The following is a 15,598-nucleotide window of genomic DNA, read 5'->3' as shown; positions in this document are numbered from 1 at the left end:
ACGCGCGATAGCTTGCCTAGCGCCGACGAGCGGGCTAGTAGAGATAGAACGAGGGGGATGTGGATGGAACGCATGGGTCGTAGTATCGCGAAGTCGCTATGACTTTGTCAAGCGCTTGAATTCGATCGCAGCGATAGGCTGGATCAATGCCTGGGCGGCGGCGGCGAATCATGCAACGTCACGGCCTTTGCTTGTGGCGCCCGGCTGACGAATGCCCGCGGGGCTGAGCGGCTACCTAGAATGAAGTTCGTCGGGCGGCGTGTATCTGCCCTAGCGTGTATCTGCCACTAACCAAGCTAACAGCTACACGCCAAGTCCAACGCCAGCAGTTACTGCTTTTTCATATCGTCTTTTTTCATCGCGTCATGCGACATGCCATCCTTGGCCATGCCGTCTTTTGCCATACCATCCTTGGACATGGTGTCGTGCGACATGCCGTCCTTTGTCATCGCGTCATGCGACATGCCGTCCTTGGGCATCGTGCTGTTCTTCATTGCGTCTTGCGCATAAGCACCGGTTACGGCGCACATCAGGCAAGCGGACAATACAGCGGTCATGATCTTGTTCATTAGAATCTCCAGGCATCGCTAAAGTGGTGGACGAAATCGTCCGATTGTCGGGCTCACTTAATATCGTGAGCTCCGGATTCTGTCGTGATCGGCACTGCTGGCGCGGTACCGAAAGCCGATTTACTCAAAGCCGCTGCCTCACGTGGACCTCCCTCACGTACACGCTCGCTCACGTGAACGCTCGCAAGTCAGCTCCTTTGCCGATTAGTCGCCCACTTGCGGCGAGCCTTACAGCTTTTCGAAAATAATTTAATCACCGTACGTCGCGAGCCACTGCGCCAAAAGAAAAGACGCCATGAAGCGCCCTCTGAAGCGCCACCCGCAGTTTTGTAACGATCGCTTCATAAATGATGAGCAGTATGCGGTGGCTTCCGCGCTTTGCGTCATTCTTACCGACTCTCGTCGACTCGAAGGTGCCCCCACGCTGCAACGATTGCCGAGTTGCGCGATACTGCAGGGCTGCGGATAGTGGCTCTATAAAGTCCCGCCAGGAAATCGATGCGAACTAACTTGCGCAGACACGCTCTCAGAGATTGGAGTACCCTTTCCACAGATAGGGTTGTGTTAGCGTTTTTCGCATCGCTTGCCTGCGGGACAGCGGCGCCCCCGCCATTACCTTAATTGACGCGAGGCAACATGCAACAACGACATGCCTATATAGACGAGCCGTTGGAAGAGCCCGCGAGCATGGACGCGGACCTACTCGAAAACGCCCCGCTCAGCGAAAGCGAGCAGATCGTCGACGCGCTGCTGCGCAGCCCGGCAGAAATCTCTCCTAAATACTTTTACAACAGCCTCGGTTCGCGGCTCTTCGAGCTGATCACCGAAGTCCCCGAGTACTACCCGACCCGCACCGAACGCGCGGTGTTTCATCAGCACCGCGCCGAGATCGCCGCAACGGTGGGCACTGGCCGTACGCTGATCGATCTGGGCGCGGGCAATTGCGAAAAGGCCGGCGCGCTATTCGGGTCGTTGCGGCCCAGCCGCTATGTGGCGGTCGATATCTCCACCGACTTCCTCCAAGCGGCCGTGGCCGACTTGCAGCAGCGTTTTCCGGAAATCGACATGCTGGCGGTTGGCGCCGATCTGTCTGGCGAAATTTGCCTACCGGCTAGCGTCCCCGAACGCCAGCGGGTGTTTTTCTATCCCGGTTCGTCGATCGGCAACTTCGACCCTGAACAGGCGCTGGCCTTGCTCGTGCAAGTGCGCAAACTGGCCGCGCCCGATGGCGGCTTGCTGATCGGCTATGACCTGATCAAACCGCAGGCGGTCCTTGAAGCGGCTTACGACGACGCGCTGGGCATTACGTCCGCGTTCAACCTGAACATCCTCAATCACTTGAACACGCTGATTCAAAGCGACTTCAAACTACGCGACTGGCGCCATCGCGCGCTGTTCAATGCACGCCGCTCGCGCATCGAAATGCACCTTGAAGCACGTCATGCGACCACCGTGCAGTGGCCTGGTGGGGCACGCAGCTTTGCTGCGGGCGAGCGTATCCATACCGAGAGCAGCTACAAATATCGCGTGGCTGACTTCAGTGCGCTGCTTAAGCTTGCGGGCTTTACCCAGGTCCAGACCTGGACCGATGCGCAGCAGTGGTTCGCCGTCAGCTACGCCAGCCTCGCTTGAGAACATGATGCAAAGAAACCCCAACGGTCCTGCCGCCTCCCTGCTAGGCCGCTATCTGGCAATCCGCGAGCGCAGCGTCGCACTGGCTGCGCCGCTTTCCGCCGAAGACTGCTGTGTGCAATCGATGCCCGATGCCAGTCCGGTGAAATGGCATCTTGCGCATACCACGTGGTTTTTCGAGACTTTCATTCTCGAACGCTATAGCCGCGACTTCAAACCTTATGACGAAGCATTCCGGGTACTTTTCAACTCCTACTACAATGCCGTCGGCGCCAAGCATCCCCGTCCGCAACGCGGACTGCTAACGCGCCCGGCCCTGCCGACCGTGCTCGAGTACCGCCATTCGGTCGACCAGCGCATCGCGCAATTGATGGCCGCGCCCATGGAGGCAGAACTCGAAGCGTTGATGGTGCTTGGCATGCACCATGAGCAGCAACATCAGGAATTGATACTCACCGACATCAAGCATGTGCTCGCGCAGAACCCGCTCAAGCCGGCTTACCAGACGACGCCGATGAGTTATGTGATCGATGCGCCGTTGGATGCGGTGATCGATACGCCGTTGGATGCGATGAACGTTGCGGGGAATGCTGCGGGGATGGTTTCCGGCGCAGCGCATCCGGCCGTTTCCGCCAGGAATTCGGCTCAAACCGACACGCCAGGTGCGCAAGCGAAGTGGCCGGTATGGCAGAGCTTCGATGCGGCACTGATCGAAATCGGGCACACCGGCGAGACCTTCCATTTCGACAACGAAACGCCGGCCCATCGCACTTACATACAGCCATTTCAGCTTGCGTCGGGTTTGGTCACCAATCGCGAATATGCACGCTTTATAGCAGCCGGCGGATATCACAACCCGGTGTATTGGCTTTCGGAAGGCTGGGACTGGGTATGCTCGGGCGAGCGCAAACATCCGCTCTACTGGTCAGAAACACCGGAAGCCGGCTGGCAGGAATTCACGCTTGCGGGTCTGCTGCCGCTCGACCCCGACCAGCCGGTGGTGCACGTCTCCTATTTCGAAGCCGATGCGTATGCCCGCTGGTGCGAAGCGCGCCTGCCGACCGAAGCAGAATGGGAATATGCGGCGAGCCGTCAAGGCAAGGTCGAGGCATCGGATGAAGCGCTTACGCCGCAACGTCTGCAACCTGCCGCGCGGCTACCCACGATCGGCATGCTTGCGCAGCTCTATGGCGACGTCTGGCAGTGGACTCAATCGAGCTATGCGCCCTACCCAGGTTTCAGGGCGGCGGCTGGCGCCGTGGGAGAGTACAACGGCAAGTTCATGGTCAATCAATACGTGCTGCGCGGCAGTTCGTGTGCGACACCGCTGGGCCATAGCCGCGCCACGTATCGGAATTTTTTTCCGGCTCATGCGGACTGGCAATTTTCCGGAATTCGGCTTGCGCGCGATCTGGCGGTATAAGCTGGGTGCATATGCTGCCGGTATAAGCTCGCTGGATGAGCTGGTTACATGAGTTACCTGCGTGAGTTACCTGCACAAGTCACCCGCATGAGCCGGCTCATACTCAGTCGACTATCTTTACACCATGCCAGAACGCGACGTATCCCGTGATGTTTGCGGCAGCGTCCTTCGGGCGCGGGTAGTACCACGCCGCATCTCGGTTGACCTGACCGTCGACCACGACGTTGTAATAACTGGCCGTGCCTTTCCAACTGCAGGTCGTCAGTGTCGAACTCGGTTGAAAATACTGCATGTCCAGCGATTCAGGCGGGAAATACACGGTGTTTTCCACGGTCTCGAACCGGTCTGTCTGTGCTACTACCACGTTGTTCCAGATCGCTTTGGGCATGAAGCTTCCTCTGTCAGTTTCAGATCGAGGTAGGCGCAGTTTTCCGTTCGCAGTTGGGGCTGCACCGCCTCGTCCTGACAACCATAACATCTAGTGCGCCATCGTGCCGTCTAGCCGTCGGCACCGAACCAAGCCGGAAGCCAGCGCCCGCCCTTAACCAGTCTTAATCACCCTTAGTCACCCTTAATCACGCGAGGATGCGCCAGCCGCAGCGCTCGCCGCCTGAGCCACATCGGCATGCTTACCCACCGCAGGCACGCCCATCGCTTGAAACAAAACCGCCGTGTCGATCAGCCTCGCACCGCGCGCGCGTATTTCGCTCAATCGGGCGTTCTGATACTGCCGCTCGCTGGCCCGCACGCTGTCCGCCGCAATCGCCCCTAATGCCGCGCGTTGCTCGGCATCGCGCCACACTTGCCCGTCGTGCTGCGCAGCCATCGCCGCCCCGTCCAGCGCTTGAGCGTCATGCGTCAATGCGCTGAGGGCGTCGGCCACATTTTGAAATGCATTCAGAACGGTTTGCTGATAGTTCGCAACCGCGGCCTGATAGCTTTCTTCAGCGGCACGCCGCCTAGCGCGCAAAGCGCCACCGTGGAACAACGGTTGGCTCAGCGACAGCCCCGCATTCCATAACGCTCCGGCGCCACCGGTCGCGGCCAGCCACGTGAATCCGCCCTGCCCGTACGCAGCACTCAACGACAAGCTCGGAAACATCTGAGCCGTCGCCACCGAGACCCCTGCGGCATTAGCCTTAACCAGCGCATCGGCCGCCAGAATATCGGGGCGCTGCTTGAGCAATTCGGAGGGGATTGCCACCGGTACCGGGTCGGGCACGCTGACGCCGCTCAGATCGAGGTCCTCTGGCGCCGCATCCGGCGTGCGCCCCATCAACACCGCCAATGCGTGGCGCTGCGCCAACCACTGCGTGCGCAAGCCCGGCAGGCTCGCGCGCAGCGTCTGGCTCGCGGCGGCCAGGTTCAGACTGTCGTCGCGGCTGTTCGCACCCAACTGATAACGTCGTTGCGCTTGCGCGGCATCCGTTTCGCTGAGTATCAGCAAGCGCTCGGTCGTTGCAATCTGTTCATGCAACAGCGCCGCATTCAGCGCGGTCGTCACTACATTGGCTGCGAGCATGCGGCGCGCGGCGTCGCGCTGATAAGACTGCGCGTCGATTTGAGCCGCCAGCGCGGTGTCGGCAAATCGCGCCGCGCCGAACACGTCGAAGGTGTAGTGGGTGCTGACCTGAGCGTCGAACAAGTTGTAGAGGAAACTCGATTGCCCGGCCAGCGGCTCGCCGATCGCGCGTTGTCGACTGGCTTGGCCACCAAGGTCCACCGAGGGCAACAGCGATTCGCCGATCTGGGCACGCAACTGTTCATGTGCTGCCGTGAGCGTGTGCGTGGTCGCCGTCAAGTCGTAGTTGTTGCGCAGCGCTTCGTCGACCATCGCATCGAGCGCTGCGCTGCCGTAAGCTCGCCACCATTGCGGCACGGGCCGGGCACCCAGCGCGAAATGTTGTGCCACACCTTGTGCGACATCGGTTTGGGCCGGCAGCGGCTCGACTCCGTAGTGCGCCGGTTGCGGCGCGGTGGTATGACCGTCCGGCCCGAACGTGCACGCGCCAAGCAGCGTGGCAAAAAGGATAGCAAAAAGCGCGGAAAACAGCATACGGTGCGCAAGCCTGCCCATAACGTCGTTCATCAGCGGCTCCCGTTGGCAACAGACGATGAAGGCGGCGCGGTATGTCCCGTCTCGCTTGTCTTCACCTTGAAACATAGCGCGTAGAGCGCCGGCAGATAAAACAGCGTCAGCACCGTGGCCGTCGTAATGCCACCCATCAGCGCGGTCGCCATCGGCCCGAAGAAATTGCTGCGTAACAACGGTATCAATGCCAGCACAGCCGCCGCGGCGGTCAGCGTAATCGGCCGGAAGCGCCGCACAGTCGCGCCGACGATCGCGTCGAAACGGCCGCGCCCGGCGGCGATATCCTGCTCGATCTGGTCGACCAGAATCACCGAGTTGCGCATGATGATCCCGAGCATGGCGATCGTGCCGAGCATCGCGACAAAGCCGAACGGCTGGTGAAACAGCAGCAAGGCGCCGACCACACCGATGAGGCCGAGCGGCGCAGTCAGCACCACCATCATGACCCGTCCGAAACTTTGCAGTTGGATCATCAGGAGCGTGAACACCGCAATCGCCATCAGCGGCATTTGCGCCGAGATCGAGGCTTGCGCCTTCGCGTTTTCCTCGACCGGGCCACCCACTTCGATCCGCTCGCCCACCGGTAACCCGCTACGCAATGTGTCCAGTCGCTTGTTCAGGTCGTTGGTCACATCGATGCCCTGCACGCCCGCGCGTACGTCGGCCAGCACAGAGATGGTCGGCTCACGGTCGCGTTCCCAGATCACGCCGTATTCCAGCTCGTCGCGCAAATGCCCAAGGCTGCTCAACGGTACCGGCCCATTGGCGGTCGGTATCGCCAGCGATAACAGTGAGCCCGGATCGACACGCTCGCTAGTGGGCGCGCGCAGATCGACATCGATCAACTTGTCGCGCTCACGATATTGCGTCACCGTATAGCCTGATAGCGTCATTGCCAGGAAGCTGGAAATATCCTGTGAGCTCACCCCCAGATCGCGTGCGCGTTGCTGATCCACCTCGAAGCGCACCGAGCGCTCGGCCGGTTCGTCCCAATCGAATTGAACGTTGCGCACGCGCTCATCCTGGCGCATCACTGCCGCCACCTGCTCGGCTACTGCGCGCGCTCCGGCAATCTGCTCGCCGCTGACTCGGAACTGCACGGGAAACCCCACCGGCGGCCCGTTCTCCAGACGCGTCACCCGCGTGCGCAAACCGCCGAACTGCTCGGGCAAAAGGCTTTCGAGTTGATGCGCAAGGCGCTCGCGGTCGGCGATCGATTTGGCCGTCACGACGAACTGTGCGAAGTTGGCGTTGGCCAGTTGCTGATCCAGCGGCAGATAAAAGCGCGGGGCGCCGGTCCCGACAAAATCGACCAGATGATCGATCTCGGGTCGCCCTTTGAGCGCCGCTTCCAACCGCTGCGCTTCGCGTAACGTCGCCGCAAACGACGCCCGTTCAGGCAGGCGTAAATCGATCAACAATTCCGGTCGATCCGAACTCGGAAAGAATTGCTGCGGCACCCATCCAAACGCCACCAGCGAGACAATGAACAGGGCCGCCGTGACCAGCACCACGCGCCCACGATAAGCCACGCACCAGCCGATCCAGCGGCGCAGCCGTAAATAGATACGCGTCTGATAAATTGCGTGGTCGTGGCCCTGCTGTTCATGCATGTCATCGGACGCCGCATCGAATTCGCTCGCCCCGGGCTTCTCCTTGAGAATCCGGAAGCCGAGCAAGGGAATCAGCACCACTGCCGCGAGCCACGAGAGTATCAGCGCGATCGCCGAGACTTCAAAAATCGAACGGGTATATTCGCCTGTTCCCGATTTCGCCAGCGCTATCGGCAGAAAACCCGACACCGTCACGAGCGTCCCGGTCAACATCGGAAAGGCCGTGCTGGTGTAAGCGAAGGCTGCTGCGCGAGTGCGGTCCCAGCCTTGCTCGAGCTTCACCGCCATCATCTCGACGGCGATGATCGCGTCGTCGACCAGCAGGCCCAGCGCCAACACCAGCGTGCCTAACGAAACCTTGTTCAGGCCGATGCCGAACTGATCCATGAATAAGGCAGTCACAGCCAGCACGATCGGAATCGAAATCACCACCACCATGCCGGTGCGAAACCCCAGCGAAACCAAACTCACGATCAGCACGATCGCTATCGCTTCGGCCACCGCTTCCAGAAAGTCGTTCACCGACTGCTCCACCGCGTGCGGCATGCTCGATACCTGATCGAGTTTCAAACCGGCCGGCAAGCGCGCACTCAGTTCACCCACGCGCCGATCGAGCGCCTGACCCAGGTGCACCACGTCGCCGCCCGGTTGCATGGTCACGCCGATGCCGAGCACGGGTTGGCCACCGAAGCGCATCTGCTGCGTGGGCGGGTCGTTGTAGCCGCGCGTAATTTTGGCGATATCGCCGAGCCGAAAGCTGCGGTTGTTCACGCGCACCAAGGTGTCGGCAAGCGTGCTCAGGCTCGTGTATTGCCCGGACGGTCGTACAAAGACGCGATCGTCCGCCGTGGAGATCAGGCCGCTGGCCGCGACCGCGTTCTGGCCGCCCACGATGTCGCCCAGTTGGCGCGGGGTGATGCCCAGCCGCGTCAGTTGCGCATTGCTGACTTCGATATAGATACGCTGGGTTTGATCGCCGAAGTAGTCAACCTTGGCCACGCCCGGCACTCGCAACAATTCGCCGCGTAATTGATCGGCGTAGTCGTGAAGTTGCGCGGGCGAAAACCCGTCGCCACTCAACGTGTAGATGTTGGTGTAGACGTCGCCGAATTCATCATTGAAATAAGGCCCCTGGACGCCGTCGGGTAAAGTCCCCGCGATATCGCCCACCTTTTTGCGGACCTGGTACCAGGTCTTGGGCACTTCGCTGGCCGGCGCCGAATCCTTGATCGTGAAAAACAGTTGGGACTCACCCGGGCGCGAATAACTGCGTTGGAAATCGACACCCGGTGTCTCCTGCAACTTGCGCGCAATCCTGTCCGTCACCTCTTCCTGCACCTGGCGCGCTGTGGCACCGGGCCAGAGCGTCTGTATCACCATCACCTTGAAGGTAAACGGCGGGTCCTCGGATTGCGACAGACGCGTATAGGACAGCATTCCCAGGATGGTCACCAACGCCAGGATGAACGTGACCAGCGCCTGATGCCGCAGCGTCCACGAGGAAAGATTGAAACGTCCTGGCGCGCTCATAGTGCGAAGTCTTCGGGATGCAACGGCGCGACTTCCTTGACCGTGTCACCGGCGCTCAGTGTGTGAACGCCTTGCACGACGATCGTGTCACCGGCCTTGAGTCCGCCCGCGACGGTCACGCTGCGCTGCGCGTAGGACAACACGCTGACGGGACGTAAGGATAAGCGATGGTCTATGGCTGAAACCACCCATACGGCAGGTTGATCGCCCTGATGAAACAAGGCGGTCGCGGGAATCGTGAAGCGCGCTGGATCAGTGTGCACCACGTCGCTGGCTTGGTCCGCATGCGCCACACCGCCGGCTTGACCGGCGTGCGCCGCGTCGCCGTCGGCCGCGGCGATGCGCAAGTCGCCGCTCATGCCCAGCCGTACGGCGGGGTCGTGGGTGTCGAGCGTCAGCTTGACGCGAAAGGTGCGACTTTGCGGATCGGCGGCCGGACTGACCTCACGCACGGTCGCGCGCAACGTATGGTCGGGCAACGCTGCGAGCACCAGTTGCGCACTCGCCCCCGGACGGATCAGGCCGATCTGGCTCTGCCCCACCTCGCCGACCACATCGATCGCACCGGACCAGGCCATCGAAAACACCGGCTGCCCCGGGCTCAAGACTGCACCGGTATCGGCTTGCTCGGCGGTAATCACACCGTCGCGTTCGGCGCGCAACACGGTGTAGTCCAATTGATTCGCGGCCAGCCCGGCGCGCTCGCGGGCATCCTTGAACTGCGCCTGAGCGGCGGCTTCGGCATCCTGCGTTTGCTCGAGTTGCAGCGCGCTGATCAGTTTTTCGCGCGCTTGCACCGTATCGCGCTCCAGTTGTACGCGCGCCGAATTCAGACGTTGCGTGGCCGAGGCCAAGTCGGCCTGGGAACTGGCGAGATTACGCTGTGAGTCGGCCGGATCGAGTCGCGCCACGATCTGGCCTTGCTTGACCGTATCGCCCAGATGCACGAGCCGTTCACGCACTTGGCCTGCAACGCGAAACGCCAGGGGCGTGACATAGCGCGCCTGGATTTCCGCCGGCACACTCACCGCAGCAGCATGAGTCGCTGCCTGCACCGGCAAGACCACCACGCTACGCGGCGTAATGACGGCAGGTTCAGCTTTGTGACAGGCTGCAAGACCCACGCTCAGGCACACCGCGACGCTCACCAGCGCAGCCAACCGCAGGCGTCGCGGGCCGACGCCGCTGCGCGCAAGCCCATTGTGCTCGATGGCCCGGTGCCGGGAGGACAAGTAACGATGTGGCTCGATAACGATCTTCACGACGCCCTTTTACAAAAATATCGGAGCGCCCCGCCGCGCCGTAACACCGCAGCCGTAGACACCCCGTACGAAAATGGATCCGACCTGTCGGCAAACGGATCGCCCTGCAGTCAGATGAGTTCGCGAATTGTAATTCACTATTGAATTCAAATACAACTATGTATTTTAAAAAGCGATGATAAACTCGGCGCATGACACGACAGCGCCTCTCCCGCGATCAAAGCCGCGAGCAAACCCGAGACCGTTTGCTCGAAGCCGCGCAGACCATTTTTACGAAGAAGGGTTTTGAAAACGCTAGTGTCGAAGACATTAGCGCGGCCGCCGGCTATACACGCGGCGCGTTCTACTCGAACTTCGGCGGCAAGACCGAACTGTTCATCGAGCTACTGCGACGCAGCCACGCCGGGGTCAAGCTCGAATTCGACCGCCTATTTGAAATCGCACCCGATGTGGCGACGCTGGAAGCGAGCATCATCCAGTACTACAGCCAACTCTATCGTGATGACCTATGCGGCGTGCTGTGGATGGAAGCGAAACTGTTGGCGATCCGCGACGTCAAGTTTCGCAACAAGCTCAACATCTTCCTGACCGAAAAGCGTGCCGAAATCATTGATTTCCTGCATCGTTTTTCCGCGCGTACGGGTGAGCCGCCGCTGGCCTCTGCAGAGGTTCTCGCGGTGGGATTGATGTCGCTCGCCGAGGGCGTGAGCTTCGCGCATCGCGTAGACCCGCAGCGCGTCAGTTGCAAGCTCGCGGAAGCGGCGCTGGCATGGTTCGGCCGCTGCTCCCTGTTTGGCCCCCCACGCGAATCCCAAACTGAATCTGAGCCGGCAACGCCGGCCGCCGACGACCTTTAGCCCGTTTAGGTTCCCCACCATCAAATTTACGTGCATTCCCGCTGGATCGGTGCTAGGTCCGCGCTGGGCCACCTTAGATCTGTGAAGCCCGCAATCGGGGGCGGCGCAGGCAATGTGACAGTTTGATTGCGTGTCGCCCTCACACAACGCATAGGTGTCGTTTTTTTTAAAGAAAGGTTGCGGCGTTTTTTTGTTTACCCTTTCTTTACCCAATGCCCGCAAGGGTTTCCACGAATATTCAAACGACTATTTCTCTTTTCGAAAGATATTATTCCAATTTTTAGGGTCTCCCGCTGCGGACCGCTCTCATTACACTCTGTCCGGTCGGGGAACGAGGGCTGTATCGAATAGCTCAACGTTCCCAAGCTTGTGCGCAAGATTGCGCTGGCACGATGCGTATTCATATTGAGTTCAATCCACTCGCAACATATCCGGAGCTTATCCCGAATGAAAAAAATCCTATTGGCGTCGGCTATCGCAAGCCTGTTCTCCGTGGCAGCGCACGCACAAAGCAGCGTGACGCTGTACGGCATCATCGATGAAGGCGTGCAATTCAACAGCAACGCCAAGAACACGGTTAATGGCGTCAACGCAGGTGGTCGTCAAGTTGCTCTGGATTCGACCAGCGGTCTGAATGGCAGCCGTTGGGGCCTGAAAGGTGCTGAAGATCTGGGCGGCGGTTTGAAGGCTATCTTCACCCTTGAGTCGGGTATCAACCTGAACAACGGCGCATTCGGCCAAGGCAGCACGCCGTTCGGTCGTCAAGCATTTGTCGGTTTGAGCAGCGACAAGTTCGGTACGCTGACGTTGGGTCGCCAGTACGACGAAGTTGTAACCTTCGTTCAACCTGTGACCTCGACCGGCTACCTCGGTGGCAGTAACCTGATCTCGCATCCGGGCGACTTGGACAACCTGAACAACACGCTGCGTACCAACAACACGATCAAGTACGCAACGCCGTCGTTCAATGGTTTGACAGCTGGCGTGGAACTGAGCCTGGGCGGTCAAGCAGGCAACGTAACCGGCAGCAGCGGATACTCGGCTGGCGTAGCGTATGCCAACGGCCCGATCACCTTGGGTGCTGGTTACAACTACTTCAAGAACCCAACGGGTACAGCCGGCAGCACGGGCCTGTTCACGGATAACGTGAGTGGCACAACTTCGCTGAGCGGCGTGTTGAACAGCAATTACCAATCGGCTAGTTCGTATCAAGTTGCTGCGGCTGGCGGTACGTACGCAATCGGACCGGCGGTGATCGGTTTGTCGTACTCGAACACCCGCTACCAGAGCATCGTTGCATTGAACGGCGCAAGCGCAGCGTTCAACGACGTGGAAGCTGGCCTGAAGTGGAACTTCACGCCGACGTTGTACGCCGGTGTGGTTTACAACTACACCAAGGGCAATGCAGTCAACGGCAGCGATCTTGGCAACCAGCATTTCAACCAAGTCAGCTTGTTGACCGATTACTCGCTGTCCAAGCGTACCGACGTGTATGTCCTGGGTGCAATCCAAAAGGCTGCAGGCAAGAGCTCGACGGGCGGCGCTGCAGTGGCTGACATCGGCAATGAGGGCGATTCGTCCAACAGCCGTCAGGCTCTGGTTCGCGTGGCTCTGCGTCACAAATTCTAAGCAGACTGTTTAGAATTTAGAAAAAGCTTGAAAAACGGGGGTGGTGCCATCGCCACCCCCGGATGTCTTCGCAGTAGGATAGCCGTCGCTCGCCGAGGGCATGAGCTTCGTGCACTGCCTCGACCCGCAGCGCGTCAATGGTAAGTTCACGGAAGCGGTGCTCGCCTGATTCGGTGGTTGCGCCCGGTTCGCCCCCCTCTAAGAAATCCAAACCTGAAGCTGAGTCGACATCAACGATCGACAACGTGCTTTAGGCAGTTCAGCCTCTCCCCATCGAATTTTTTGTGTGCGTCCCCGCCTCGTCGGCACGGGACCGGCAATCTATGCGGCGCATGCAATGCGACAGTTTGACTCATGTCGCCCTCACACAACGCATAAGCGTCATGTTCTTGACCAAAGGGTACGGGCGATTCCGCTCCACCCAATGCCATTAAGGGTTTTCACCTCTATTCAAACGACTATTTCTATTTTCGAAAGATATTATTCCTGTTTATGACGTCTCTCTGCTGAAAATTGCCTTCATACACTCTGTCCCGTCGGGGAACGAGGGCGGTATCGGATGGCTCATCGCTCCCAAGCTTGTGCGCAAGATTGCGCCGGCACGATGCGTATTTACATTGAGTTCAATCCCCTCGCAACCTGTCCGGAGCTTATCCCGAATGAAAAAAATCCTATTGGCGTCAGCTATCGCAAGCCTGTTCTCCGTGGCAGCGCACGCACAAAGCAGCGTGACGCTGTACGGCATCATCGACGAAGGCGTGCAATTCAACAGCAACGCCAAGAACACGGTCGGCACAACCAACGTCGGCGGCCGCCAAGTTACATTGGATTCGACCAGCGGCGAGCAAGGTAGCCGTTGGGGCCTGAAAGGTGCTGAAGATCTGGGCGGCGGTTTGCAGGCCGTCTTCACCCTCGAGTCAGGTATTAATCTGAACACGGGCGCACTTGGGCAGGGCGGCACAGAGTTCGGTCGTCAGGCATTTGTCGGTTTGAGCAGCTCGCGGTACGGTGCGGTTACCCTGGGTCGCCAGTACGACTCCGTTGTGACCTACGGTCAACCCATCTCGACGCTCGGCTACGCCGGTAGCACTAGCCTGAATGAGCATCCGGGTGATTTGGACAACACGAACAACAGCCTGCGCACCAACAACACCATCAAGTATGCAAGCCCGAATATCAACGGCTTGACCTTCGGTGCTGAAGTCAGCCTGGGCGGGCAGGCAGGCAACGTGACCGCCGGCGGCGGTTACAGCGCAGGCGCAGCGTATTCGAACGGCCCGATTACCTTGGGTGCTGCCTACAACTACTTCAAGAACCCGACGGGTGCGGCGGGCACAGGCCTGTTCACAGACAACAGCAACGGCTCAAGTTCGCTGTCCGGCCTGCTGAACAGCGGTTACATAACGGCGACTTCGTATCAAGATGCCATCATTGGTGGTAAGTACTCAATCGGACCCGCTACCTTCGGCGTGTCGTATTCGAACATCCAGTACGGCAACATCACAGCCGCCAACGGTGCGGCCGCCAAGTTTAGTAACGTAGATGCAGGCTTGACGTGGACGTTCACGCCGACGTTCTCCACGAGCTTGGCGTATGACTACTTGAAGGGTAACAGCGTAAACGGTGCCGATCTTGGCAACCAGCACTTTAACCAAGTCAGCCTGCTGGCCGACTACATTTTGTCCAAGCGCACCGACGTCTATGTTGCGGGCTCCTTCCAAAAGGCGGCGGGGACCAACTCACAGGGTGGCGCTGCAGTGGCCGACATCGGCAACGAGGGCGATTCGTCCAACGACCGTCAGGCTATGGTTCGCGTGGCCCTGCGTCACAAATTCTAAGCAGACTGTTTAGAATTTAGAAAAGCTTGGAAGCAAGAAGAAAGGCGCTTATGCGCCTTTCTTTGTTTGTGGCTCGCTGGGGCCCGACTCTTGCGGCCTTGCGTCGGCCGCATGCTTGCGAGGCGACGCGAGTGTACGGTGCTGAGGCTATGCTTCAGTGGAGTTGCTGTATCCCCGCCAATAGCCAACCATCGGTGCGTCCAACGTTGCGCGTCAAGTTCCATACTTCCTCGAACGGTTCAGCCGCCGCACCCTCAGTTTCGCGGATCAATCCGCTGAAGTGCACGCTGGCCAACCATTGCGCATCGACCCGCTCGAGCCCCACCAATTTCGCATCGAGCTTGACCACGTCGGTGCGATTGCCGGCGCCGCCGCGGTCGTTCAAATCGAGTTTGACGTTCGCATACATTTCCGGTGTGGTGATGCGATCGATATCGTCCATATTGCCGGCGTCCCACGCGGCCTGCAGCCGGATAAACGAGACTTTCGCTTCACGCAACAAGGCTTCGGTATCGAAATCGGCCGGTACAGTGAAGTTCGCGGTGCTCGCCATTGAAGAGCCAGCCGCAAGGCTTGCGGTAGCAAGTCCGGCGCTCGTGGTTGCGTTTGTGCTGGCGTCTACCCCACGCGTCGAATAACCCGGTTGCTGCGCATCGTTGCCACGAGCACCCAGTGCAGCCGTCGCCGCGAGACCTTGCTGCGGGGGACCGAAACGGCGCATCAACCTACGTGCGAGCCAGATCACCACGAACGCCACCAACGCGATCACGATCAAGTTGGAGAGCATGCCGGCGAATGCGCCTGCCAAACCGAAATGCGACAGCAAGGCGGCGATGCCCAAGCCCGCGGCCAGGCCGCCCAACGCCCCCATCCAGCGGCTGCGCGCGGGCTGCGCCGCGGGCGCGGGCGTGGCACTCGGCGTCGGACGTGCCGCGGCGGGCGCTGTGGGTGGCACCGCGGCCGGAGCGACGCTGCGTTGGACCGATTGCGATTGCGTGCCCATGCTGCGGCCACCGCCAAGGCGCCGCGCTTGCGCATCGCTCAACACCATAGTGAGGGCCAGTACTCCGGCGAACAAACCGACACCGATGCGTTTGAAAAAGGTGGAACGATTAACGTGAACCGCATTGCCAGACATAGTTATGCTTCCTTG

At 59.9% G+C, this 15,598-nt stretch carries 11 protein-coding genes; 5 read left to right on the top strand and 6 right to left on the bottom strand.

Going from position 1 to position 15,598, the window contains the following annotated elements:
- Positions 1-329 precede the first annotated feature (329 nt).
- The gene (locus GSQ77_RS17545; protein WP_158904060.1) at positions 330-569 is read right to left on the bottom strand and encodes a pentapeptide MXKDX repeat protein; all 240 of its coding nucleotides are present in this window, start codon (positions 567-569) and stop codon (positions 330-332) included.
- 636 nt (positions 570-1,205) lie between these two features.
- Here GSQ77_RS17545 and egtD point away from each other — a divergent pair.
- Entirely contained in the window at positions 1,206-2,201 is a 996-nt protein-coding gene (egtD, locus tag GSQ77_RS17540; RefSeq protein WP_254067682.1) for an L-histidine N(alpha)-methyltransferase, read from the top strand.
- 4 nt (positions 2,202-2,205) lie between these two features.
- Complete coding sequence (locus GSQ77_RS17535; RefSeq protein ID WP_158904059.1) at positions 2,206-3,624, top strand: ergothioneine biosynthesis protein EgtB; 1,419 nt, start codon at positions 2,206-2,208, stop codon at positions 3,622-3,624.
- Between the two features lie 103 nt (positions 3,625-3,727).
- On the opposite strand, the gene GSQ77_RS17530 is transcribed toward GSQ77_RS17535, so the two are convergent.
- The 4 genes from GSQ77_RS17530 to GSQ77_RS17515 all read right to left on the bottom strand — a co-directional run bounded on the left by GSQ77_RS17530 (position 3,728) and on the right by GSQ77_RS17515 (position 10,121).
- Complete coding sequence (locus tag GSQ77_RS17530) at positions 3,728-4,012, bottom strand: DUF427 domain-containing protein (RefSeq protein WP_158904058.1); 285 nt, start codon at positions 4,010-4,012, stop codon at positions 3,728-3,730.
- Between the two features lie 183 nt (positions 4,013-4,195).
- Positions 4,196-5,713 carry an efflux transporter outer membrane subunit gene (locus tag GSQ77_RS17525; protein ID WP_254067681.1) on the bottom strand — a complete coding sequence of 506 codons (1,518 nt, stop codon included), beginning with the start codon at positions 5,711-5,713 and terminating at the stop codon, positions 4,196-4,198.
- A complete protein-coding gene (locus GSQ77_RS17520) occupies positions 5,713-8,859 on the bottom strand; it encodes an efflux RND transporter permease subunit (RefSeq protein WP_158904057.1) in 3,147 nt (1,048 codons plus the stop codon). Before GSQ77_RS17520 ends, GSQ77_RS17525 begins: the two co-directional genes overlap by 1 nt.
- Complete coding sequence (locus tag GSQ77_RS17515) at positions 8,856-10,121, bottom strand: efflux RND transporter periplasmic adaptor subunit (protein ID WP_254067680.1); 1,266 nt, start codon at positions 10,119-10,121, stop codon at positions 8,856-8,858. The genes GSQ77_RS17520 and GSQ77_RS17515 overlap by 4 nt, the downstream gene beginning before the upstream one ends.
- A gap of 191 nt (positions 10,122-10,312) precedes the next feature.
- Here GSQ77_RS17515 and GSQ77_RS17510 point away from each other — a divergent pair, with 191 nt between their 5' ends.
- From GSQ77_RS17510 to GSQ77_RS17500, 3 genes are all read left to right on the top strand, one after another.
- Entirely contained in the window at positions 10,313-10,978 is a 666-nt protein-coding gene (locus tag GSQ77_RS17510) for a TetR/AcrR family transcriptional regulator (RefSeq protein ID WP_158904056.1), read from the top strand.
- Positions 10,979-11,425: 447 nt separating this feature from the next.
- The gene (locus GSQ77_RS17505) at positions 11,426-12,607 is read left to right on the top strand and encodes a porin (RefSeq protein ID WP_158904055.1); all 1,182 of its coding nucleotides are present in this window, start codon (positions 11,426-11,428) and stop codon (positions 12,605-12,607) included.
- A gap of 659 nt (positions 12,608-13,266) precedes the next feature.
- Positions 13,267-14,445: a porin gene (locus GSQ77_RS17500; protein ID WP_158904054.1), complete on the top strand. Its 1,179-nt coding sequence runs from the start codon at positions 13,267-13,269 to the stop codon at positions 14,443-14,445.
- A 154-nt stretch (positions 14,446-14,599) separates the two neighbouring features.
- On the opposite strand, the gene GSQ77_RS17495 is transcribed toward GSQ77_RS17500, so the two are convergent.
- Positions 14,600-15,583, bottom strand: coding sequence for a Tim44 domain-containing protein (locus tag GSQ77_RS17495; protein ID WP_158904053.1), 984 nt, complete (start codon positions 15,581-15,583; stop codon positions 14,600-14,602).
- Positions 15,584-15,598: the final 15 nt, after the last annotated feature.

The sequence above is a fragment of the Burkholderia sp. L27(2015) genome (assembly GCF_009765705.1).
Classification (GTDB): Bacteria; Pseudomonadota; Gammaproteobacteria; order Burkholderiales; family Burkholderiaceae; genus LMUX01.
The sequence above is the reverse complement of the archived record's forward strand: the minus strand, read 5'-3'. Positions and strand labels throughout refer to the sequence as shown.

Bases quoted from the DNA above. Each gene is read 5' to 3' on its own strand.
- GSQ77_RS17495 (WP_158904053.1), bottom strand. From the start codon at position 15,583: ATGTCTGGCAATGCGGTTCACGTTAATCGTTCCACCTTTTTCAAACGC.
- GSQ77_RS17535 (WP_158904059.1), top strand. From the start codon at position 2,206: ATGATGCAAAGAAACCCCAACGGTCCTGCCGCCTCCCTGCTAGGCCGC.
- GSQ77_RS17500 (WP_158904054.1), top strand. From the start codon at position 13,267: ATGAAAAAAATCCTATTGGCGTCAGCTATCGCAAGCCTGTTCTCCGTG.
- GSQ77_RS17510 (WP_158904056.1), top strand. From the start codon at position 10,313: ATGACACGACAGCGCCTCTCCCGCGATCAAAGCCGCGAGCAAACCCGA.
- GSQ77_RS17545 (WP_158904060.1), bottom strand. From the start codon at position 569: ATGAACAAGATCATGACCGCTGTATTGTCCGCTTGCCTGATGTGCGCC.
- egtD (WP_254067682.1), top strand. From the start codon at position 1,206: ATGCAACAACGACATGCCTATATAGACGAGCCGTTGGAAGAGCCCGCG.
- GSQ77_RS17505 (WP_158904055.1), top strand. From the start codon at position 11,426: ATGAAAAAAATCCTATTGGCGTCGGCTATCGCAAGCCTGTTCTCCGTG.
- GSQ77_RS17525 (WP_254067681.1), bottom strand. From the start codon at position 5,713: ATGAACGACGTTATGGGCAGGCTTGCGCACCGTATGCTGTTTTCCGCG.
- GSQ77_RS17520 (WP_158904057.1), bottom strand. From the start codon at position 8,859: ATGAGCGCGCCAGGACGTTTCAATCTTTCCTCGTGGACGCTGCGGCAT.
- GSQ77_RS17530 (WP_158904058.1), bottom strand. From the start codon at position 4,012: ATGCCCAAAGCGATCTGGAACAACGTGGTAGTAGCACAGACAGACCGG.